The sequence below is a fragment of the Mycobacterium tilburgii genome (assembly GCF_902168065.1).
GTDB lineage: Bacteria > Actinomycetota > Actinomycetes > Mycobacteriales > Mycobacteriaceae > Mycobacterium > Mycobacterium tilburgii.
Genome location: NZ_LR655724.1, coordinates 1 through 21,145, shown reverse-complemented (window position 1 = coordinate 21,145; position 21,145 = coordinate 1). Strand labels below are relative to the sequence as shown.

At 68.0% G+C, this 21,145-nt stretch carries 15 protein-coding genes and 10 pseudogenes; 10 read left to right on the top strand and 15 right to left on the bottom strand.

What is annotated here, in order from left to right; translation table 11 throughout:
- Positions 1-168: 168 nt before the first annotated feature.
- Positions 169-1,121, bottom strand: a pseudogene (locus tag FQ389_RS13445) (YeiH family protein).
- Between the two features lie 228 nt (positions 1,122-1,349).
- Between FQ389_RS13445 and FQ389_RS13440 the strand changes: the two are divergent.
- Positions 1,350-1,631: pseudogene (locus tag FQ389_RS13440) on the top strand (LysR family transcriptional regulator); the annotation flags it as partial.
- Between the two features lie 308 nt (positions 1,632-1,939).
- Positions 1,940-2,772: pseudogene (locus FQ389_RS13435) on the top strand (FadR/GntR family transcriptional regulator).
- Between the two features lie 61 nt (positions 2,773-2,833).
- Here the strand turns inward: FQ389_RS13435 and FQ389_RS21340 are convergent.
- Positions 2,834-3,346, bottom strand: a pseudogene (locus tag FQ389_RS21340) (LLM class flavin-dependent oxidoreductase); the annotation flags it as partial.
- A gap of 169 nt (positions 3,347-3,515) precedes the next feature.
- Here FQ389_RS21340 and FQ389_RS20310 point away from each other — a divergent pair.
- Both FQ389_RS20310 and FQ389_RS20305 read left to right on the top strand, forming a co-directional pair.
- Positions 3,516-3,854 (top strand): hypothetical protein, encoded by a 339-nt coding sequence (locus tag FQ389_RS20310; protein WP_260860756.1) that lies wholly within the window; start codon positions 3,516-3,518, stop codon positions 3,852-3,854.
- Complete coding sequence (locus FQ389_RS20305) at positions 3,851-4,255, top strand: acyl-CoA dehydrogenase family protein (RefSeq protein ID WP_260860755.1); 405 nt, start codon at positions 3,851-3,853, stop codon at positions 4,253-4,255. The genes FQ389_RS20310 and FQ389_RS20305 overlap by 4 nt, the downstream gene beginning before the upstream one ends.
- On the opposite strand, the pseudogene FQ389_RS13420 reads toward FQ389_RS20305, so the two are convergent.
- Positions 4,228-4,670, bottom strand: a pseudogene (locus FQ389_RS13420) (LLM class flavin-dependent oxidoreductase); the annotation flags it as partial. The gene FQ389_RS20305 and the pseudogene FQ389_RS13420 sit on opposite strands and share 28 nt — an antisense overlap.
- A 196-nt stretch (positions 4,671-4,866) precedes the next feature.
- On the opposite strand from FQ389_RS13420, the gene FQ389_RS13415 reads away from it, so the two are divergent.
- Positions 4,867-5,733, top strand: coding sequence for a 1,4-dihydroxy-2-naphthoate polyprenyltransferase (locus tag FQ389_RS13415; RefSeq protein WP_144208430.1), 867 nt, complete (start codon positions 4,867-4,869; stop codon positions 5,731-5,733).
- A gap of 179 nt (positions 5,734-5,912) precedes the next feature.
- Here the strand turns inward: FQ389_RS13415 and FQ389_RS20300 are convergent, their stop codons facing one another.
- Positions 5,913-6,059, bottom strand: coding sequence for a hypothetical protein (locus tag FQ389_RS20300; protein WP_260860763.1), 147 nt, complete (start codon positions 6,057-6,059; stop codon positions 5,913-5,915).
- Here FQ389_RS20300 and fabH point away from each other — a divergent pair.
- Positions 5,995-6,948, top strand: a pseudogene (gene fabH, locus FQ389_RS13410) (beta-ketoacyl-ACP synthase III). The gene FQ389_RS20300 and the pseudogene fabH overlap by 65 nt on opposite strands.
- Positions 6,949-6,950: 2 nt before the next feature.
- On the opposite strand, the gene FQ389_RS13405 reads toward fabH, so the two are convergent.
- A complete protein-coding gene (locus FQ389_RS13405; protein ID WP_144208427.1) occupies positions 6,951-7,316 on the bottom strand; it encodes a DUF4229 domain-containing protein in 366 nt (121 codons plus the stop codon).
- 46 nt (positions 7,317-7,362) lie between these two features.
- On the opposite strand from FQ389_RS13405, the gene FQ389_RS13400 reads away from it, so the two are divergent.
- A complete protein-coding gene (locus FQ389_RS13400) occupies positions 7,363-7,524 on the top strand; it encodes a hypothetical protein (RefSeq protein ID WP_144208424.1) in 162 nt (53 codons plus the stop codon).
- A 15-nt stretch (positions 7,525-7,539) separates the two neighbouring features.
- On the opposite strand, the pseudogene FQ389_RS13395 reads toward FQ389_RS13400, so the two are convergent.
- From FQ389_RS13395 to hemL, 7 genes and pseudogenes are all read right to left on the bottom strand, one after another.
- Positions 7,540-8,783 (bottom strand): annotated as a pseudogene (locus FQ389_RS13395) (MinD/ParA family ATP-binding protein).
- Positions 8,784-8,831: 48 nt separating this feature from the next.
- Positions 8,832-9,833, bottom strand: a complete 1,002-nt coding sequence (ccsB, locus tag FQ389_RS13390; RefSeq protein WP_144208421.1) for a c-type cytochrome biogenesis protein CcsB — start codon at positions 9,831-9,833, stop codon at positions 8,832-8,834.
- A complete protein-coding gene (locus FQ389_RS13385; protein ID WP_144208462.1) occupies positions 9,830-11,437 on the bottom strand; it encodes a cytochrome c biogenesis protein ResB in 1,608 nt (535 codons plus the stop codon). The genes ccsB and FQ389_RS13385 overlap by 4 nt, the downstream gene beginning before the upstream one ends.
- A gap of 50 nt (positions 11,438-11,487) precedes the next feature.
- Entirely contained in the window at positions 11,488-12,273 is a 786-nt protein-coding gene (locus FQ389_RS13380) for a cytochrome c biogenesis CcdA family protein (RefSeq protein ID WP_144208418.1), read from the bottom strand.
- Positions 12,270-12,908 carry a TlpA disulfide reductase family protein gene (locus tag FQ389_RS13375; RefSeq protein WP_144208415.1) on the bottom strand — a complete coding sequence of 213 codons (639 nt, stop codon included), beginning with the start codon at positions 12,906-12,908 and terminating at the stop codon, positions 12,270-12,272. Before FQ389_RS13375 ends, FQ389_RS13380 begins: the two co-directional genes overlap by 4 nt.
- Entirely contained in the window at positions 12,905-13,510 is a 606-nt protein-coding gene (locus tag FQ389_RS13370) for a histidine phosphatase family protein (RefSeq protein WP_144208412.1), read from the bottom strand. The genes FQ389_RS13375 and FQ389_RS13370 overlap by 4 nt, the downstream gene beginning before the upstream one ends.
- Positions 13,510-14,907 (bottom strand): glutamate-1-semialdehyde 2,1-aminomutase, encoded by a 1,398-nt coding sequence (hemL, locus tag FQ389_RS13365; RefSeq protein ID WP_144208409.1) that lies wholly within the window; start codon positions 14,905-14,907, stop codon positions 13,510-13,512. The genes FQ389_RS13370 and hemL overlap by 1 nt, the downstream gene beginning before the upstream one ends.
- A gap of 101 nt (positions 14,908-15,008) precedes the next feature.
- Between hemL and FQ389_RS13360 the strand changes: the two genes are divergently transcribed.
- The gene (locus tag FQ389_RS13360) at positions 15,009-15,404 is read left to right on the top strand and encodes a nitroreductase family deazaflavin-dependent oxidoreductase (protein WP_144208406.1); all 396 of its coding nucleotides are present in this window, start codon (positions 15,009-15,011) and stop codon (positions 15,402-15,404) included.
- Here FQ389_RS13360 and FQ389_RS13355 read toward each other — a convergent pair.
- From FQ389_RS13355 to FQ389_RS13345, 3 genes and pseudogenes are all read right to left on the bottom strand, one after another.
- A pseudogene (locus FQ389_RS13355) lies at positions 15,388-16,679 on the bottom strand (amino acid permease). The gene FQ389_RS13360 and the pseudogene FQ389_RS13355 overlap by 17 nt on opposite strands.
- Positions 16,680-16,703: 24 nt before the next feature.
- Positions 16,704-18,029, bottom strand: a pseudogene (locus FQ389_RS13350) (MFS transporter); the annotation flags it as partial.
- Positions 18,030-18,031: 2 nt separating this feature from the next.
- Positions 18,032-19,186, bottom strand: coding sequence for an LLM class flavin-dependent oxidoreductase (locus FQ389_RS13345; protein WP_144208403.1), 1,155 nt, complete (start codon positions 19,184-19,186; stop codon positions 18,032-18,034).
- A 211-nt stretch (positions 19,187-19,397) separates the two neighbouring features.
- On the opposite strand from FQ389_RS13345, the gene FQ389_RS13340 reads away from it, so the two are divergent.
- Both FQ389_RS13340 and FQ389_RS13335 read left to right on the top strand, forming a co-directional pair.
- Positions 19,398-20,273: an alpha/beta hydrolase gene (locus FQ389_RS13340; RefSeq protein WP_186296423.1), complete on the top strand. Its 876-nt coding sequence runs from the start codon at positions 19,398-19,400 to the stop codon at positions 20,271-20,273.
- Positions 20,274-20,293: 20 nt separating this feature from the next.
- Positions 20,294-21,145 (top strand): annotated as a pseudogene (locus FQ389_RS13335) (acyltransferase family protein); the annotation flags it as partial.

The following is a 21,145-nucleotide window of genomic DNA, read 5'->3' as shown; positions in this document are numbered from 1 at the left end:
ACCCCACTTCACCTGCCGATTTGCCTACAGTGGCTTCAGGCTCTAAACACTACCCCTGGTGTCCGACAACCTGTGGCAACACAAGAAGTTGTGTTTGCGTGTCGCGGGCGGGGTGACGTCTTCGCCCATTCTCCCACCGTTTGTCAGGCAGGCGGCAGATCCCACCCGTCACCGGGAGGCGAGCATGACCCCGATCAGGGCGACGGCGGCGATCCACACGGTGGAGACGATCGCCAGGACGAACGGGCGGGGACCGACCTTCTTGAAGACGGACGCATGCACGCTTGTGCCCAGTACGAACATCGCCGCGGTGAACAGGGTGCCCTGGACGACTTTCGCGTACTGCAGCAGGTGCGCGGGGACGACGTCGGCGGAGCGCACGCCGACACAGACCATGAACGCTAGAACGAAAAGCGGCACCAAGGGGGGACGCGTGATGCCGGTTCCGGTCCCGGTGATCCGGCGCTGCCGAACGCTGAGCACCGCCATCACCGGTGCGAGCATCAGCATCCGCGCCAACTTCACCACGACCGCCACTCCGAGCTCGCCGCCGCCCATCGTGGCCACGGCGGCAATCACCTGCGCGACTTCGTGAATCGACCCGCCCGCCCATACGCCGGCAGCCAGCTCGGACCGCCGCAGCGCATGCGCCAACGCGGGAATGAGCGGGATCATCAGCGTTCCGCAGATCACCACCAACGTCACGGCGGTGGGAACGTCCTCGTTGTCCTCGGCCTGGATCACGCCGTCGACTGCGGCCACCGCCGCGGCGTCACAGATCGAGAATCCACAGCTGATCAGCAGTCGCTGTGTCCAGGTCAGGCCCAGCAATTTGCACGCATACATCGTGCCGGTGACGCCCAGACCCACAATGGCGACGACGACGATAATGACGCCGTAGCCCAAATGCAGGATGTCGCTCAGCACCAGCTGCAGACCGAACATCGCGACCCCGATGCGCAGCAATCGTTTAGCCGAGAACTGCAGTCCGGGGTGCAACCAATGCGGCAACGGTGCGACGTTCGCCGCCACCGCTCCGAGCACGATCGCGATCAACAGCGGACTCACCGTGGGCAACCAGTGGTTGACCCCAACGCCGCCGCGGTCGCAAACGCGCACAGCGCAACGCCGGTCCCGACCGGAACCGGGTTTCCGTCTCGCCGAGACGATGTGGCCGCCCGCGAGGCGTTGCGTGTGTGTTGCTAGCCCAGTGAACTTACCATGCTTCAACGGTGGCCCACCAGCCACGGACGAGGTAGCCGTCAAACGGATATTCCGTCATATCAAAATGCATATCTAATCGGAATGACGGTCATATAGTTCGGAATGACGGTCATATAGTTACGTGTATGTCGGTGCGACTACCCGCTTTTGAAGCGCTGCAACTGCTTGTTGGTGTCGACGATCACGGAAGTCTCAGCGCCGCCGCACGTTCGGTGCAGATGTCGCAGCCGAATGCCAGCCGCGCGATCAAGGGGCTGGAGCGCCGGTTCGCGCTGCCACTCGTCGAGCGCAGCCCCAACGGTTCGACTCTGACGGCGCAAGGAACGGTGCTGGCGCATTGGGCGCGCCAGATTCTGGTCGACATCGACAAGCTGCTGAGCGTCGCGGAGGGGCTTCGGGCCCGACGCATCCAATCTCCTTGCGGCGGTTAAATTTTGCGAACTTGCGCTCCGCCGTCGATCAGCAACTTACCGGCGTAGCCACCGGCTATCCGATTGCTGACCTCCACGACGCGCAATCCGTGCAGCGGCGTCGCTCGGTCACCGGACCCCTAGGTCAATTGCATCCGCCCTTCCGACCGACACGCGATCAGAGATGCTATTTATACGATTCCTGCTAAAATAGCTAATTATATGATTCCTGCTAAAATAGCTAAGCTAACAGAGTGCGCGGGCCCTGATCGCGCCGCTCTTCCCGCTGCTCCTGCGAGGACTGTATGACCACCCTGGGAATGGGTCCCGACGCCCGTCGCCGATTGTCGGCGCCAAGGATTGCCGAAATCGTAGCCGACGAGTTGCGTCGCCAGATCATCGACGGCGAGCTCGCCGACGGCGATCTGCTGCCGCGCCAGGAGGTGCTGGTCGAACAGTTCAACGTCAGCCTGATCTCGCTGCGTGAAGCGCTGCGCATCCTGGAGACCGAGGGACTGGTGTCGGTGCGACGGGGTAACCGCGGCGGCGCCATCGTGCACGCGCCGGCGAAGACCAGCGCCGCCTACATGCTCGGCCTGTTGCTGCAAAGTGAATCCGTTGAGGTCGCCGATCTGGGTATGGCGTTGCAGGAACTCGAGCCCGCCTGCGCCGCGCTGGCGGCCCAACGTCGCGACCGGGCCGACACCCTGGTACCGCAACTCAAACAGATCAACGACTCCATGGCCGAGAACTCGACGACGGCCGGTTGTTCACCGAAATCGGCTGCCAGTTCCACGATCTCATCGTTCAGGGCTGCGGCAATCACACCATCATCGCGGTGGTGTGCAGCCTGGAGACGTTGTGGAAAAGCCATGAACGCCAGTGGGCCGACGAGAGTGCGGCCAAAGGCACCTACCCGTCGCTGACCCAGCGGCGCGCGGTGCTCAACACACATATCAAGCTCACCGAAATGATTGCCGAGGGCGACGTGGATCGCGCCCGCCGCGTCGCGGGCCGTCACCTGGCCGACAACCAGACCTATGTGCTGTCCGGCCGTCCCCAGCAACGGATCTACACGCTTTCGCCGCAATCGCTTTCCCGTTCGGGATCACGCCCGGCGGGCCTACGGCAGTCCTGAGGAAAACCACCACGCCATACGAACCGCATTGGTCACCGGTGGCAGCGGCGGTAGGGTAGGGGAGTTCCATCATCCGCGGTCCACTGCTACCCCAACCAGCGGTATCGGGTGGTTGCGTTTCGGCAACTGACAATGTCGTCCGCGGCCGTCCCGTCACCCCAGTACTGCTTGATCAGGTCCAAATGCCGGCCGAGCTGCCGGACGCGAGCCACCGCATCCTGCTGCCCGACGTCGAACCTGGTGAACTCGGCCGGCCAGGAACCCGAGCCCAAACCCAGATCGAACCGGCTTCCCGACGCATCCGAGAGCGTGACGGCCTGCTTGGCGAGGACGGCCGGGTGCCGAAAGGCGTCGCACAGCACCAGGTGACCGATCCGCAAGCTCCGTCTTCGCCGCCACCCAGGTGGCGGCGGACATTGCCTCCCAAATGCTTTCGCCGGGCAACCCCGGGTCCTAGAGGTGATCGATGAACGCCATGCCGTCGAAGCCGTTGGCCTCGGCGTGACGGGCGCGTTTCGGTGATGTTGCCGATCGACAACAGCACCTGCGGCAGGAACAGATACCACTCGACCATCCGCCCACCTATGCTCGTACCGATTGCCACAGCCCGGCTAGTTTACTATCTTTATTAGATTATGGAGTCTTATGGATGTCGGGTTGACTTCCGATCAGCTGTCGCTGCGCTACATCCTGCGCACCGAAAGCCCTCCTGACGCGGCGAGGCAGGCGCTGACGGATCCGGAGTGATGGCGCACCTTGTGGACGAAGTCGACCTTGGCTGGACCGAGCTGGCCGCGCCCGGGGCGGGCGACTACGGGCCCGTCGAGCTGCTCGTGGTGCTCGAGAAATGCGGCGTGGCGCTTGCCCCCATCCCGTTGCTCAACAGCGTCGGGCTGGCGGCGGGCGCCCTACGTGCGGTCGGGCTGGATTCGGTACGCACCGACATCGCCGGCGGCGCCGTCGCGACCCTGGGCCGTGCACGCCAACCGATCTCGACTCGCCGCGGCACCGCGCTGACGCTGCGGCACGGGCGGGTTCGGGGCCGAGCGGTCGCGGTGCCCAACGTTTCCGGGCCGAGGTGATCGTCGGGCTGGCCAAGTCCATCGACGGGTATGTCGCCGTCGTCGTACGAGGCTGTGACAGCGTCACCGTCATTCCGGGCGAGTCGATCGACCCGGCCCAGCCGGTTTCCGACGTCGAGATCGACGCCGAACCGTTGACTTCCGCACCCATCAACCTCGAATCGGCGCTGACGGCGCCGCTGGTGGCGGTGGCCGCGGATCTGGTCGGCGTGGCCGGTGCCGTGTTGCAGCGCTCGGTCGAACACGCGAAGACCCGCCGTCAGTTCGGCACGCCGATCGGCGCATTTCAGGGAGTCAAGCACGCGCTGGTAGATAACTACGTCGCCGTCGAGCGCGCCCGCAGCCTCACCTACACGGCGCTGCCCGCCTCACCCACCAGGTCGCCGTACCCCTGCAGATAGGTGGCCAGCCGGGCGACGGTCTTCTTCAGCCGCAACTGTTCGGGAAGATGATCGCCGACAGTGGCGAAGCACGACCACACCCGCATGCTGTCCGGGTCGCGACCGGCCTTCTCCGCCGCGGATTTAACGGTCTCGACGCAGCGCTGCAACGTTTCCGGCGTGAAGTAGGTGCGCAGGATGACGTCGTCGAAGGCACGGCCGCCCAGGGCGAGGGTGTTCGGGCCGAACACCACCAGCGCCAGCCGAATGTCTTCGTCGAATGCGGGGTCCAGGAACAGGATTGGGTATTTGCCCATCGGCCCGTCGTGGTTGAAGATCATCTCGCCTGCCAGAGCCGTTGCATCACCTGGGCCCAGTACTCCATCTGCGCGGTGGTGACCGCGGGTATGCCGAACGCGCCGTGGATCGCCGCGATGGTGCCCACCGTGATGGGTGCGGCCGGTGCGCCATAGGGGTGTCCACCGTGACGTCACGGACATGGGAATCGAAGAACGTGTAGAAGCCACTCCTGCCGATCACTGCGAGCATCTGCGCGGCTCCTCCCTCATTGCTGGGGCTCTGCATCAACGGCGGGCACCCGCCCATTCTGGTGCATAGGGCAGGATGCCCTGGTGGCCAGTTTCGCGCAGTGGATCTCGGGTGCCCGGCCGCGGACACTGCCCAACGCGGTCGCACCCGTGGTTGCCGGCACCGGTGCCGCGGCGTGGCTGCAATCGGCGGTGTGGTGGAAAGCCCTGCTGGCGTTGACCGTCGCGCTCCCGCTGACCGTCGGCGTCAACTACGCCAACGACTACTCCGACGGCGTGCGGGGCACCGACAACGTCCGGACCGGACCGGCGCGGCTGGTCGGTTCGCGCCTGGCGACGCCGCGCTCGGTGCTGACCGCCGCGGTCTGCGCGCTAGCCGTCGGCGCGGTGGCGGGTCTGGCGCTGGCGCTGCTGTCCGCGCCCTGGCTAATCGCGGTCGGGGTGGCGTGCCTCGCCGGCGCCTGGCTGTATACCGGCGGGTCGCGGCCCTACGGCTACTCCGGTCTCGGCGAGGTTGCGGTGTTCATGTTCTTCGGACTGGTCGCCGTGCTGGGCACGCAGTACACCCAGGCGCTGCGGGTGGACTGGGTGGGCCTGACGCTGGCGGTGGCGACAGGCGCACTGTCGTCGTCGGTTCTGGTCGCCAACAACCTGCGCGACATCCCGACCGACGCGCAGGCGCACAAGATCACGCTCGCGGTGCGTCTCGGCGACGCCCGCACCCGGCTGTTCTACCAGAGCCTGCTGGCCACCGCCGGGGTGCTGACCCTGGTGTTGATGCTGGCGACGCCGTGGTGTGCGGCCGGGCTCATCGCCACGCCGTTGGCGGTGCGTGCGGCCCGGCCGGTGCGGTCGGGCCGAGGCGGTCCCGAGCTCATTCCCGTGCTGCGCGATACCGGCCTGACGATGCTGGTGTGGGCGGTCGCGGTGACGGCGGCGCTGACGCACTGACGCACACCCCGTGCGGGGGGTGCCGCGGAGCTCGTTCGATGTGCGGCCGTGGCGTTGCGTGTGCGCCGCAGGTGGGCTCCGTCGGCGTGCGTGCACGGCCGAGCCGAAGCGCACGAACCTCGTTCGCCAAGACTTCCGCGGATTGCGACAATAAGCGTTAGCGTCGGATGTGACCGCCCTTACACCCTGAGCGCGACGACACTGAACGAGGAGCGCATGCAGCAGATCGCCGCCGCGAACAGCGGACCCACCAACGTCGGCCTGCTTAGCGTCGGCGCATACCGGCCCGAGCGGGTCGTCACCAACGAGGAGCTGTGCCAGAACATCGACTCCTCCGATGAGTGGATCTACAGCACGGCATCAAGACACGCCGCTTCGCGGCCCTCGACGAATCTGTTGCGTCGATGGCGATCGAGGCCAGCCGGCAGGCGCTGTCGCGGGCGGAACTGTCGGCGACCGACATCGACGGTGTGATTGTCGCGACCAGCACCCAGTTTCTGCAGACCCCGGCTAGCGCCCCCGCGGTCGCCTCAGCCCTGGGCACCGCCGGTGTGCCCGCCTTCGACATCTCGGCCGGGTGCGCCGGCTTCGGCTACGCGGTCGGCGTCGCCGCCGACATGATTTGCGGAAGCAGCGTCGCCAAAATGCTAGTGATCGGTTCGGAGAAACCGTCGCCCACCGTGGACATGCTCGACCCCAGCAACTGCTTCATCTTCGCCGACGGCGCCGCCACGGTCGTCGTCGGGCAGACCGCCGAACAAGGGATCGGGCAGACGGTCTGGGGCAGCGACGGCGAACAAGCGATGGCCATCGACTGGATCGCCTACACGGAGAACCCGACCGACCCGCGCCCCCGTTCCTCCGGCTGGAGGGCAGCGCCGTATTCCGTTGGACCGCGTTCGAGATGGGCAAGGTTCGGGCGGCAGGCGATGGACGCCGCGGGCGTCAGGTCAGACCAGATCGACGTGTTCATCCCTCATCAGGCCAACGCCCGCATCAACGAAGTACTGGCCAAAAACCTCAACCTACGCGCGGACGCGGTCGTCGCCAATGACATCGAGCACACCGGAAACACGTCCGCGGCGTCCATCCCGCTGGCGATAACCGAACTGCTGGCCACCGGGGCGTCCAAGCCCGGCGATCTCGCGCTGCTGATTCGGTTACGGTGCGGGGCTCAGCTACGCCGCACAAGTGGTGCGGATGCCCAACGGCTGAATTCACTTCGCATCCGATTCGTTCTCGGACGCCGACACCACCTCGCCGCGCAGACGGGCCCGCAGCTGTTCGCGTTCGGTGCGGCGCCGTTCCCCCGCGACGGCCAACGACGTGGTGGCCCGGCGCCGCAGCGGCGCGAACACCCAGATGCCCAGCGGCATCGCGATGATCAACGCGAACAACGCCGCGACGACGACCGGGAACGGGCTGACCCCCAGCAGTTGCGCAGCGAGATAAATCACCCCGGTGAGCACCACCGCCAGCAGCAACCGCGCCACGGCGTAAAGCAACACGTCAACCACGACTCGATCACAAGCGCGATCCACGCCGCCGTCTCCAGTGCTGTTGTCGCTCGGCTCTTCTGGCACAGCATGAGCCTACTGCGCGAGTATATTTGCTTAAAGGAGGTGTTGAGTGCTCTACCTGGTGGTCGTCCTGGTTTTGGGGACGCTGATCTACGTTGGCTGGCGCGCGGCGCGGTCGCAGACCCAGCGACCGAAGATGCGCGTCATCGGACCCGACGACGATCCAGACTTCCTGCGCCGGTTGGGCAACGGGGACAACAACCCCTACTGAACGCGCTACCCACCCCTAGATTGGGCTGTCTCCCGGAAACCCTTCTGCCACAGCGGCAGCCAGCCCGGTGAATGCTTCCCGGGTCTCCCGCCGCAACTGATCGACATGAATCTTGGCGCCGTCGTCGAGGTGGGCGTCGTAGGGCACCTGCAGCACCGCGCGACGCCGCCGGGAGAAGTGATCGACGACCTTGTTCATGTCGAACTTGCCACTGCGCAGGCGCACAGCGTTGATGACCGCGATGGAATTGCGCACCAGCGCTTCGTGGCCGTGAGCGTCCAGCCGGTCCAGCGTGCCGAGGCACTGCGCGCCCCGTCGATCGAGCCCGAACTCACCACGATCAGCGCATCGGAGTGCTCCACAGCACCGACGACATGGCCGAGTGCCGCAGGCCGGGCCCACAGTCGGTGATCACCAGGCCGTAGTAGCTCTCCAGGATGCCCAGCACACAGTTGTAGTCCTCAGCGTCGAACGCCTTCGAGACGGCCGGATCGCTGTCGGACGCCAGGACTTCTAGCCCGCTGGGTGTCTCCCTTCGAGGTGTAGCGGCGCACGTCGCTGTAGCGCTCGACGGTGCCGGCGTCCTGCAGCAACTGACGGACGGTCGCCGCGGTCTCTAGCGGAACCTTCTGGCTCAGCGCCCCGCGGTCCGGGTTGGAGTCGACGGCCACCACCCGGTCGCCGCGGATGGCGGCGAACGTGGCGTCCAGCGCGGCCGCGACGGTGGTCTTGCCGACGCCGCCCTTCAGCGAGATCACCGCGACGCGGCAGGAACCCCGTACGGCCGGTTGACCTGCGCCACCAGATTGTTCTGCCGGGCCTCCCGTGGGCCTCGCCCAGTTGATGATCCGGCCGGACAGCACGTAGTCCAACCGGCGCCAGCCTTCCGACGGCGGCGGCTTGATCGGCCGCAGCAGCATGCCGGTGGACAGCTCCGGGTAGGGCATGTGCGGCAGGTGCTCGGGGGGTACAAGGTTGCCGACGAATGCGGCGGAGCCTCCGCCCGACCGTTGTAGTAGGCGCTAAAGGCGGTCCGGCTCGACGCGCGCACTGGTGTCGAATCCCAGGGCGGCATCCCCGCCGGCGGGCGACGCTTCGCGCCGCTCGGTCGCGGGGACCCGGCGCTCGGTACGGAAACCGGCGAAGGCGCGGCTCGGCGCGTCGGCGCCGGGATTCGCCGCGTCGCCGGGGTGCGGCGCGGGCTCCTGCGGCGACAGCTCGGTCACCGGATGTTCAGGCTCCCCACGCCACTGCTCGATTGCTCAGACACGTGCATTCCCCCTGGTTGCGCTGTAGATCCCCAACTGTCAGCCGACGCCCGCATACGAATGCAGGCCCACCGTGACCAGGTTAACGAAGAACAAATTGAAGACCATGGCCACAAATCCGACCACGTTGATCCAGGCGGCCTTGCGGTCGCGCCATCCCGCCGTCGACCTGGCGTGCAGGTAGGCCGCATAGACCACCCACGCGACGAACGAAACCGTTTCCTTGGGGTCCCAGCCCCAGTACCTGCCCCACGCCTCCTCGGCCCAGATGGCCCCGAAGATCACCCCGAAACCGAACACCGGGAACGCGAAGATCGTGGTGCGGTAGGCGATGCGGTCCAGGGTCTGGGCGTCCGGCAGCCGCCGGACCAGCCTGGCCAGCGGGCTGTCGGGAGCTTCGGCATGGGCTTCCGAGGAGGCGGGTTCGCCCAGCCGGGAGGTGCGCAGCAGGAACAGGATGCTGGCGACGCCGGCAACCAGAAAGACCCCGGAACCCAGGCTGACCACCGACACGTGGATGGGCAGCCAGTAGGACTGCAGCGCCGGCACCACTGGAGCGGCGTTGGTGTAGAGCCAGCGACCGGACACCGTGAGCAGGATCAGCACCGGCAGCAGCAGGAACACCCACAGCGGCCGGAACTGCGGGCGGCGCAGCACCACCGCGCCGGCCACCAGGCCGCACAGGCAGGTGAGGTTGATGAACTCGTACATGTTTCCCCACGGCACGCGCATGGTGGCCAGGCCGCGCAGCACGAGGCAGGTGAGCAGCATGCCGATGCCGAGGTAGGCCACCGCCAGGCCGCCCCGACCGACGCGTTCGTCGAGCGGCCGGCGCGGACCGTCGTCGACGATGTCGGGCCTGATGCTGTCGGCGGTGACCCCGCCGGCCAGGACCCGCGCCCAGTCGTCCGCCCGCCGGCCGCCGACATAGGCCAGCTCGAACGCGAGCAGCAGCAGCGCGACCGCCAGCGCCACCACCGCAGAGGTGAACGCCCATTCGGAGTACCGCGCCAGGCCGATGTTGACGTGCAGCGTGTTCATGTGACGTCCACCTGAGAGCTCCTTCGGGACGCTGGATGTTCGGCCTGGCCTGCGCCGGAATCGAGTCCGGTCAACAAGCGTGCGGTGAGTTTCCCGAACTCGTCACCCCACCCGGAGTTGTCGGTGCGGGCCAAGCCGCCCAGCTCGACGTTCACTGTACCGGGGGTCGACCCGAGGCCGTCCGCCCCGCCCGTCGGGACCGGCGTCAGCCGCACCCAGACGCGGCGCCGGCGCACCAGCAGCGACACCAGCAGCCCGGCCATCATCGTGATCGCGAAGACCAGCACCCAGACCTGGCCGGGGTCGTGCGAGACCTGCAGGTTGACGAACGGCACGGCTCCGTCGAAACGGATGATGGTGCCGGCCGCCGGGCCCTGGTCGATCCGCACCTGTTGGCCGGCGTGCAGGTTGACCCGCTTCTCCTTGGTCAGTCGGCCCTGCTCGAGTAGCCGGTGATCGAGGGTGAACAGCGACTGCGGGCGGCCGGTGTCCAGGCCGGTGTCGCCGCGGTAGATGTCGATGGCCACAGCCGGGGCGTTCAGCGCCGGGAACCGCGACGACAGCAGGGTGCCGTCGAGTTGCTCGGTGGGCGCCAGCAGGCCCTGGATCGCGATTTGGTGTTGACGACGCTCGGCCGCGGTCGGGTAGCTGCCGGCCGGCGGATCGATGCGCGCCACACCCGAGGAGAGCAGCGTCTGCGGGTTGTCCGGCCGCCACTGCACGGTCGAGGTGCGCTGCTGCCCGTCGGGGAAGGTCACCGTGAAAGTGGGCGCGTAGCCGTGACCCTGCAGGTACACCCGGTCTCCGCCGACCCGCAGCGGATAGTTGACCTCGAGGCGGTAGGGCCGCCAATTGTTGGCGGCCAGGTCGGCGCCGTTCTGGTAGTCGATGTCGGCGGCGAACGACGTGGCCTGCCCGGACGGCAGGTAGTGTGCCTGAAAGTCGTTGACCCGCACGCAGATCGGGTGCAGCGACGTGCCGTCGACGGTGTTGCCGGCGCGGAACGAGTCGAACGCGGCCGGCGATGCCGAGCAGAACCCGGGCCCGCCGTCGGCGATGACAATGACGTTGCCCTCGTAGCCGAACAGCTTGCCGACGGCCACCGCGACCAGCAGGCCCAGCAGGGAGAAGTGGAAGACGATGTTGCCGAACTCGCGCAAGTAACCTTTCTCCGCCGAGACCTCGACGGTTTCGCCGTCGTGCCGGATCGCGGTGCGCCAGCCGTGCAGCCAGCCGGTGACGGTGTTGGCCACCGCGTTCAGGTCGGCCTCGTCGGCCAGCGTCAGCGTCGCGCGAGCGTGCTTGGGCAGCCGGGCCAGGTTGCGCGGCACGCCGACGGGCGTGGCACGTAGGCTACGGGCGTGCTCGAGCATCCGCGGGGTCAGGCAGCCGACCAGCGAGACGAACAGCAGCACGTAAATGGCGGTGAACCAGAAGCTGGAGAACACCTCGAAGGCCTGCACCCGATCCAGCCACGGGCCGATGGTCGGATGCGCGGCCAGGTACTCGTCGACCTTGCCGGCGTTGAGGCTGCGCTGCGGCAGCAACGCGCCGGGAATCGCGCTGAGTGCGAGCAGGCACAACAGCACCAGCGCGGTGCCCATCGAGGTCAGCGCGCGCCAGGTGTTGCGCACGTACGCGACTACCGGCGCGATCAAATCGGCAACCTCACGTCGGACACGAAGGCGTCCCGCACCCAGGAGGTGAAGTCGTTCCACACGCCGGTGACCAGCAGCGCGCCGACAGCGATCAGCTGCGCTCCACCGAAAATCTGGATGCCTCGGCTGTGGCGCCGCAGCCAGCCCAGGCCGGCGACCGCCCGCGCCGAACCGAAGGCCAGCAGCACAAACGGGATGCCCAGCCCCAGGCAGTAGGCGATCACCAGCAGGATGCCGCGGGCGACGTTCGCCCCGTCGGTGGCCGAGGCCACGGTGATCACGCCGGTCAGCGTCGGGCCCAGGCACGGTGTCCACCCGAGCGCGAACACCGCGCCCAGCACCGGCGCCCCGGCGACGGTCGTCAGCTGTTGCGGGGTGAACCGGACCTGGCGCTGCAAGGCCGGGATCAGGCCCACGAACACCAGCCCCATCACGATCGTCAGCACGCCGCCGACCCGCTGCAACACCAACTGGTTGGTGATCAGCGTCGTCGTCATGCCCAGCACTGCCACGGTGCCCAGCACGAACACCGCGGTGAATCCGGCGACGAACAGCAGCGCCGCGCCGGCGACCCGCCACCGCGCCGCCGGCGCGGCCTTGACCGTCCCCCCGACCGGCTGCCCGTCTACGTCCTCGCCGACTATGGCGGCCAGATACGACAAATAGCCCGGCACCAGCGGCACCACGCACGGTGAGGCGAACGACACCAGGCCCGCCAGCACGCAGGCGCCCAGCGCCAACAGCAACGGCCCGGCGGCCGCGGTCTGCGCGAACCCGGTCATTGCGGCGAACCCGGGGTATTCAGACCCGGCGGCGCTTCCCGGGTCAGCTTCTGCACAACGGGTTGCAGGTCGGCGGCCAGCAGCTCGCGCAGAAACACCGCCGCGACCCGGTGCTGGCGGTCCAGGACCAGCGTGGACGGGATGACGGTGGTGGGGTATTTGCCGCCGAAGGCGATCAGCGTGCGCATCGCCGGGTCGTAGATCGACGGGTAGGTCACCGCGCGGTCGTTGACGAAGTCCAAGGCAGCCTGACGGTTGTTGTCGCGGACGTCGATGCCCAGAAACGACGCCCCCGAGCCACGGGTGGCGTCGTAGACCTGCTGCAGTTGGGTGACCTCGGCACGGCACGGCCCGCACCACTGCCCCCACACATTGATCACTACGACGTTGCCCGCGAGGATCGGGTCGTCCAGCGACAGCGGGTGCGACAGGTCGGCCAGGTCGGGCCCGGACAGCGGGCCGGGACGGCCGCGGCTCGACGGCGGGTCGTAGGCGATGTCGGTCTTGCCACCGGGCGAGACGAACTCGAAGGTGCCGCCCTGCGTGACGGCGTCGTGACCCGCCGAGCAGCCGGTCAGCAACCCGCAGATCGCCAACACCACTCCGGCGAGCACAGGCCGTCGTCTTCTGGTCATAGCGCAGGGCGGGAGTATTCGACATCAATCAGCCGGTCGCCGTCGTAGATCAGCGTGGTCAGCGAGGCGACATCACACTCGCGGCGCCGCGGATCGTGCCACAGCCGCCGGCCGGTCACGTGCAACCGCAGCGTCCACACCGGCAGCTGGTGGCTGACACACACCACCTCGTGGCCGGCCCCGCGGGCGCGGGCCTTGTCCACCGCCGTAGACATCCGGTCGGCGATCTCGCGGTACGGCTCCCCCCACGACGGCCGCAGCGGATTGCGCAGCTGCCACCACACCCGCGGGTCCCGCCACGCCCCGTCGCCGGGACTGACCCGGCGGCCCTCGAAGAAGTTGGCCGATTCGATCAGATCGGGATCGGTATTGATGGCCAGGCCGTGCTTGTCGGCGATCGGTGCGGCGGTCTCCTGGGCCCGCTGCAGCGGGGAGGCGATGACCGCGACAATGTCGCAGCCGGCCAGCGCGTCGGCCACCGCCTGCGCCTGCGCCCGGCCCCGCTCGGACAGGTGGAATCCGGGCAGCCGGCCGTAGAGGATGCCGCCCGGGTTGTGCACTTCGCAGTGCCGCATCACGTGCACGCGGGTTTGTTCGCCCATCAGGACTGCCCCTCCCCGGTCGCGCTCGCGGCGGCGCGGGCGGCGGCGGGCAGCGCCTCCGCGATTCGCTCGAACGCGGTGTCATCGAGCGCGGTCGAGACGAACCACGTCTCGAAAGCGCTGCACGGCGGGTACACGCCCGCGTCCAGCAGGGCGTGGAAGAACGACGGGTAGCGCCAGGTCTGGCTGGCGCGCGCGGACGCGAAGTCGGTCACCGGGGTGTCCGTGAAGAACACACTGATCATGTTGCCGGCCCGCGAAATCTGGTGTGGCACAGCAGCATTGGTCAGCGCGTCGGAGAACAGCCCGGCCAGGCAGTCGGCGTTGGCGTTCAGCGTGGCGTAGACGGCGTCGTCGGCGGCGCGCAGCGTGGCCAGCCCGGCGGCCATCGCGACGGGGTTCCCGGACAGGGTGCCAGCCTGATACACCGGGCCCAGCGGCGCCAGCCGTTCCATCAACTCGGCTCGCCCGCCGAACGCGGCGGCCGGCAACCCGCCGCTCATCACCTTGCCGAAGGTGAACAGGTCGGCGGCGACCGGATCGATTCCGTACCAACCGCTTCGGCTGACCCGGAAGCCCGTCATCACTTCGTCGATGATCAACAGCGCACCGTGCTCGGCGGTGACCGCGCGCAACGCCGCGTTGTAGCCCGGCGCCGGCGGGACGACGCCCATGTTGCCGGGGCTGGCTTCGGTGATCACCGCGGCGATCTGGTCGCCGAACCAGGCGAACGTTTCCCGAACCGCGTCAATGTCGTTGTAGGGCAACACGATGGTGTCGGCCGCGGCCGCGCCGGTGACGCCGGGCGTGGACGGCAAACCCTGTGACAATCGCAAGCCCGGCGCAGCCGGGCGCGACGGGTCGTCACACAACCCCAGCGTCGCCAACCCGGAACCCGCGTCGGCCAACAACGCGTCCACGTGACCGTGGTAGCAGCCGGAGAACTTGATGATCTTTACCCGGCCGGTGAAACCGCGGGCCAGCCGCACCGCGCTCATGGTCGCCTCGGTTCCGGAGTTCACGAAGCGCAGCCGCTCGACCGGCGCGACCCGCTCGATGATCGCGGTGGCGAGTTCGGTCTCCCGCGGCGTCGGCGCCCCGAATGACAATCCGGTCGCGGCGGCCCGGGTGACGGCGTCTACCACGGCCTGGTGGGCGTGGCCGAGGATCATTGGGCCCCACGAGCAAACCAGGTCGACGTAGCGGTTGCCGTCGGCGTCGGTGAGCCAGCAGCCCTGGGCCTCGGTGATGAACCGCGGTGTCCCACCGACCGCGGTGAAGGCGCGCACCGGAGAGTTCACGCCGCCGGGAATGACCGCGCACGCGTCGGAGAAGAGCTGCGCGGACGTCGCAACCCCGGCCCGAGGTTGGGCGATTGCCTGGTCACTGCTAGCCATGTCGACCAGTGTTCCAGCTTCGGCGAGCAGACCAACTACAGGGTGTTAAGAGTCGCCGTTGCGTCTTGATGCCGCCCGCGCGGGACGAGTTGGATGGTGCTATGCAACTTCCGCAGCGGCTGGCCCGCTTCAACCGGCATGTCACCAACCCGATTCAACGGCTGTGGGCCGGCTGGGCCCCGGCATACGCGATCATCGAACACACAGGACGAAAGTCCGGCAAGCAGTTCCGCACCCCGGTGAGCGCGTTCGACGCTACCGTCGACGGCAAACCCGGCATCGCGGTGCTGCTGACCTACGGTCCCGACCGGGACTGGCTGAAGAACCTCAAGGCGGCCGGGAGCGGGCGGATGCGCCGGCACGGCAACACGTTCGGCATTTCCGCCCCGCGGATCGTCAGCCGGGACGATGCGGCCGAGCAGGTGGGCAGCGGCGTGCGCAGGGTGTTCGCCAGGCTGCCGTTCGAGCAGGCGGCGCTGTTCACGAAGACGGACTGATATCGCCGTCGCCCGGCCCCGGGCGAGTGAGGGTGTAGATCGCCAGCACCACCACCCACGACAGCAGGCTCAGCCACAGATAGCTGCGCGTCGCGTCGTCGAACGCCATCTGCACCAGCGCCGCGCTGACCGTGGCCAGCGTGAGGATCGACAGCACCGGGAAGAACCACATCCTCACCCGCAGCCGCGCGGCGGGAGTGCGGCGGCGCAACAGAATCTGGGTCAGCGCGATCAGCCAGTAGACGAACAGGATGATCGCGCCCGAGGAGTTGAGCAGGAAGAGAAACACCGTGTGAGGCGACAGCCACGAACCCGATCGCCGACGAGAACAGGACGGCGAGGTGCGGCACCCCGCGGCGGCTGAGTTTGACCAGCCGCAGCGGCGCCTCGTGGCGGTCGGCGAGGACGAACAGCATCCGTGAGGCCGTGTAGAGGCCGGAGTTCAGGCAGGACAGCAACGCGGTCAGCACGACCGCGTTCATCACCTGATCCGCGCCGGGCAGGCCCAGCTGCCGGAACGCCACGACGTACGGCGAGGCGCCCGGCTCCACCGAATTCCACGGCAGCATCGCGACGAGCAGGAACACCGAACCGACGAAGAAGATCCCGATCCGCGCGACCACCGAACGCGTCGCGCGCTGCACGGCTCGCACCGGATCGTGGCTTTCGGCGGCGACGTTGACGATCTCGACGCCCACCATGGAGAAGATCACCACGACGATCACGGCGAACACGGCCCCGACGCCGTTGGGGAAGAACCCGCCGTAGGGGGTCAGGTTGGCGAACTCGCCGCCGTGACCCGGCCCCAGCCCGAGTACGAACGCGGTGCCGAAGGCGAGGAAGACCATGATGGTCGCGACTTTGATTCCGGCGAACCAGAATTCGAACTCACCGAACGAGGTCACCGAGAACAGGTTGGTCGCCGTCATCAACACCATCAGGCACAGCGACAGCACCCACAGCGGGGCGTGGAACCAGTAGCCGAGGACCTTGCCGCCGGCGACGGCTTCGAATCCGACGACGATCACCCAGAAGTACCAATACAGCCAGCCCACCGAAAACCCGGCCCAAGCCGCCCAGCGCCGTGGCCGCGTAGTCGGCGAACGAGCCGGTCGACGGGTTCGCGGCCGCCATTTCGCCCATCATCCGCATCACCAGCGCGACCAGCACGCCGCACAGCGCGTACGTCAGGAAGGCCGCCGGCCCGGTGTCGCCGATCACCATCCCGGACCCGACGAACAGCCCGGCGCCGATCACCCCGCCGAACGCGATCATGCTCAACTGACGCTGCGAAAGGCAGAAGTACAGGTCAGCGTCGCGGATCAGCGCGGTGGCGATCACTCTGATCACCGCCGTCGCCACCAGATACCCACACGCCAGCCACGGCGCGCCGCCGACCACAGTGATCAGCGCGCTCAGGATCATCGGGGTGACCCCGGACGCGTACGCCGGAGAACTGGTAGGCGAACGACAACCCGGTGTAGCGCGTACCGGTGTGATACAGCGACGAATACAGCGTGCCCTGCGCCCCGTAGAACAGCGCGTGCACGACGCTGAACACCAGCACCATCGCCAGCCCGAACCAGAGCAGGTTCTTCGTGCGAACAGGGCGAACGCCGGGAACGCCGCGATCCCGTAGATGGCCACGCCGGCCAAATACACCCGACGGGCGCCGAACCGGCCGGTCAGCGCCCCCAACACCGGCAGCAGCAGCCACCGCCATCAGCACGGCGGCGATGGTCACCACGATCAGCACCGACACTTTGTTGAAGCCCAGCGCACCGGTGGCATAACTGATCGCAAACACACCCCAGGTGTTGAACGCCGAGCCCTACGCCCAGCGAGACAGCAGTCCCAGCCGTGTTTCGCCGGGAACGGGGTTCGCGGACGATTTCGCGGATCGGCACGGTAGCCGCGGCCTCGATGTCGCGCAACTGCCGAAACGCCGGAGTCTCGTCCACCCGCAGCCGTACCAGCGCGCCGATCACCACCAGGACGATGCTGAGGAGAAAACCGATGCGCCAGCCGTAGGCCAGGAACCGTACGGGCCCAGCGCCACCTACAGGACCGCGAAGATGCCGGTGCCCAGCGCCCAGGCCGACCTGCGGGATGGCGCCGTACCGCCCGCGCCAGTCCCCCGGAGCTGTGTTCCACGGCCAGCAGCACCGCACCGCCCCATTCGCCGCCGAGGGCGAAGCCCTGCAGCGCCCGCAGCACCAGCAGCAGGACCGGAGCCCACGCCCCGATCTGGGCGGCGGTCGGCAGCGCCCCGATCAGCGCGGTCGCTCCGCCCATGATCAGCATGGCAACGCGAGGCTGCGTTTGCGCCCGATGCGGTCCCTGATGTGGCCGAACACCAGGCCGCCGATGGGCCGCATGACGCACCCGACGGCGAACGTCGCGAACGCCAGCAGCGTGCCCACCAGAGAACTCGCGTTGGGAAAGAACACCTTGTTGAAGACCAGGCCGGCGGCGGTGGCGTAGAGGAAGCAGTCGTACCACATCCACCGTGGTGCCGAGCAGGCTGGCGACCACCACGGTGCGCAGCCACCGGCGCCGGTCCGCATCGGACTCGTCGGCCGGCTCGGGCGCCGCTCCCACCGCGGTGGGCAGGGTGGTCTCCACGGCTACTGCGCCGACGCGGCCGCGAACGGCGTCGCCGCCGTCGGCTGGGCCTTGCGGTTGGGGTGCTTCCACACGCCACGCCGCTCGAGCAGCGGCAGCACGCCTTCGCCGAACCAGTACGCCTCTTCGAGGTGCGGATAGCCGGACAGGATGAAGTGGTCTATACCGAGGTCGGCGTATTCGATCAGCCGCTCAGCCACCTCTGCGTGCGACCCGACCAGCGCCGTGCCCGCGCCGCCGCGCACCAGGCCCACCCCCGCCCACAGGTTGGGCGCGACGAGCAGCTCGCCGCTGTCGCCGCCGTGCAACTCGCGCATGCGGCGCTGCCCCTCGGATTCGCTGCGCGCCAAGCTGTTCTGCACGCGCTCGATGTCCGCCGGGTCGATCGCCGCCAGCAGCCGGTCGGCCTCGGCCCACGCCTCCTCGGCGGTGGGCCGGCTGATCACATGGATGCGCAACCCGAATTGCAGCGTCCGGCCGGCGGGGCCGGCTTGGGCGGCCAGCCCGCGAATCCAATCCAGCTTCTCGCCGACGGCCGGCAACGGCTCACCCCAGGTGAGATAGACGTCGGCGTACTTGGCCGCCACCGGCCCGGCCGACCCGGACGATCCGCCGAAGAACACCGCGGGTACCGGGTCAGGCGGGTTGTTGAGCTGCGCGCCCTCGACGCGAATGTGCTCCCCGGAAAACGTCACCGGCTTTCGCGAGGTCCACAGTTGTCGCACCAAGTCCAGGAATTCGGCGGTCCGCGCGTAGCGCGCCTGCTTGTCCAGGAAGTCGCCGTACGCCCGTTGTTCGTGGGGTTCGCCACCGGTGACGACGTTGAGCAGCAGCCGCCCGTCCGAATGCCGCTGGAAGGTGCCGGCCATCTGGGCGGCCAGGGTGGGGCTGAGCAGCCCAGGACGGAACGCGACCAGAAACTTCAGTGTCTCGGTGCGCTCGATCAACGTCGCCGTCGTCAACCAGGCGTCCTCACACCACAATCCGGTCGGCGTGAGCACCGCCTCGAAACCAGTGTCCTCGGCGGCGGCGCAAATCTGGTGCAGATAACGCAAAGTCGCGGGCCGGTCACCATGCATCGCGGTGCCGTGCCCACCGACGACGAGGTTGCGGGAATCCCCGTAGGTCGGCAGAAACCAGTGAAACGCCAAGCTCATCCAAATCCTCTTTCGTTCTTCGAGGCCACGCACGAAGGTCCTAGCGTGCCGAAGCTCGGCGCGGCGGGCGAGGGTTGAAACCTGGCAGATTCCATCCGCACGGATTCGGCTCGCACCCGGGCGGCATGCGGTAACCGCGCGATGACTGGCGCATCACAATGCCTTTGCAATCCCCGCGACGACCTCGGAAAAGTGCTCTGGGCGCGGCATTATCACCGTCGTGCCTGATCTCAACCGCCGCACGGTGCTGCGAATGGGCGCCAGTGCCAGCGCCGTGGCCGCGGGCGCATGGGCTTTGAGCGCCTGGCTGGATCCGCTCGAACCGCGAGCGGCGCCCCTGCCGTCCCCGTTCGAACCGTCGACCGCGAGCAGTAACCTGCCCAGCCGACTCACCGGGTCGTTCGTCTCGAAGGCGCGCGGCGGCGTCAAGACCAACTGGGTGATCGCGCTGCCGCCCGGCCGCACCTCGCAAAGCGGGTTGCTGCGTCCGGTGATCGCGTTGCACGGCAAGGACGGCGACGCGAATATGATGCTCGACTGCGGTGTCGAGGACGCGCTGGCCCGATTGGCCAAGGAGGGCAAGCCGCCGTTCGCGGTGGTCGGCGTCGACGGCGGCAGCGACTCCTACTGGCACAAACGGGCCGACGGCACCGACTCCGGCGCGATGGTCCTCGATGAGCTGCTGCCGATGCTGGGATCGATGGGCCTGGACACCTCCCGGGTGGGCTTCATGGGCTGGTCTATGGGCGGCTACGGGGCACTGCATCTGGGCGCCAAGCTGGGGCCGTCGCGGACCGCGGGGATCTGCGCGATCAGTCCGGCGCTGTACACGTCCTACGCCGACTGCGCGCCCAAAGCGTTTGACGGCGAAGAGGACTGGATGACCAACAGCGTGTTCGGCCTGCCGGCGCTGTCGCAGATTCCGTTGCGCGTCGACTGCGGGACATTCGACCGGTTCTATCCCGCGACACGCCAATTCGTGAGCCAACTCAAAACGCCTCCGGCGGTAAACTTCACAGTTGGCGGCCACGACATCACGTGGTGGCGTTTACAACTACCCGGCGAGCTTTCCTGGCTGGCGACCTAGCGAGGCATCCCGACAAAGGCATGACAGTCCGGCAGGAAACCAGCGCCAGCCCGTCCCAAGGGGCGGAGGATAGTCCTACCCGACACGTACCGCGACGCGGATTCCGTCCGGGCCTCGAGGGCCTGCGTGCCGGCGCGGTGATCGCCGTTGTGCTCTCATCACGCGGGCATACCGGGTAGTGGTGCCGGCTTCATCGGTGTCGACGTCTTCTTTGTGATCTCTGGCTTCCTCATCACCGGCCTGTTGTGGCGTGAGGTCGCCGCGGCGAACACCTTTGCGCTGGGCCGCTTTTACGTTGCCCGTGCTCGTCGCCTGATGCCGGCCGCGGCCACCGTCGCCGTCCTCACCGCCATCGCGACCGCCGTCGCTGCAAGCGCGCAACGTGCTTCCCGACGGCATCGCCAGCGCGCTGTACGTCGGTAATTACCGGTTCGCCATCCAGGGTACCGATTACCTGACCGCGGATGTGCCGTCACCGTTCGAGCACTACTGGTCGCTCGGCGTGGAGGAACAGTTCTATCTGGTGTGGCCGGTGTCGATCATCGCGACGGCCTGGGTCGTCGGCCGGGTGCGCCGCGCCGCCAAGCCCGATTCCCCCAATTCCACGGCGTGGCCGTACGCGGTGGTGCTGGCATCGGTCGCCGCGGCCTCGCTGACGGCGGCGGTGCTGTGCACCCGCACCTCGCCGCCGTGGGCGTTCTTTCTCGCTGCCCACCCGCGCCTGGGAGGCCGTCGGCGGCCTGGTCGCCCTGTCGATCCAGCAGTGGCGCCAGTTGCCGCTGCTGCCGGCGGCCATCGCCGGATGTGGCGGGGTTTTGGGGGTCTTGGTGGGCGGGAGCCCGGTGGGGGCGGGGCCGGCCCGTGCGGGGGCG

Excerpts from the sequence above, each read along its gene's own strand:
- FQ389_RS20300 (WP_260860763.1), bottom strand. The coding sequence starts at position 6,059 with ATGTTCTGGCACAGCTCCTCGTTGGTGACGACCCGCTCGGGCCGGTAT.
- ccsB (WP_144208421.1), bottom strand. The coding sequence starts at position 9,833 with ATGAACACGCTGCACGTCAACATCGGCCTGGCGCGGTACTCCGAATGG.
- FQ389_RS13385 (WP_144208462.1), bottom strand. The coding sequence starts at position 11,437 with ATGGGCACCGCGCTGGTGCTGTTGTGCCTGCTCGCACTCAGCGCGATT.
- FQ389_RS13380 (WP_144208418.1), bottom strand. The coding sequence starts at position 12,273 with ATGACCGGGTTCGCGCAGACCGCGGCCGCCGGGCCGTTGCTGTTGGCG.
- FQ389_RS13375 (WP_144208415.1), bottom strand. The coding sequence starts at position 12,908 with ATGACCAGAAGACGACGGCCTGTGCTCGCCGGAGTGGTGTTGGCGATC.
- FQ389_RS13370 (WP_144208412.1), bottom strand. The coding sequence starts at position 13,510 with ATGGGCGAACAAACCCGCGTGCACGTGATGCGGCACTGCGAAGTGCAC.
- hemL (WP_144208409.1), bottom strand. The coding sequence starts at position 14,907 with ATGGCTAGCAGTGACCAGGCAATCGCCCAACCTCGGGCCGGGGTTGCG.
- FQ389_RS13360 (WP_144208406.1), top strand. The coding sequence starts at position 15,009 with ATGCAACTTCCGCAGCGGCTGGCCCGCTTCAACCGGCATGTCACCAAC.
- FQ389_RS13345 (WP_144208403.1), bottom strand. The coding sequence starts at position 19,186 with ATGAGCTTGGCGTTTCACTGGTTTCTGCCGACCTACGGGGATTCCCGC.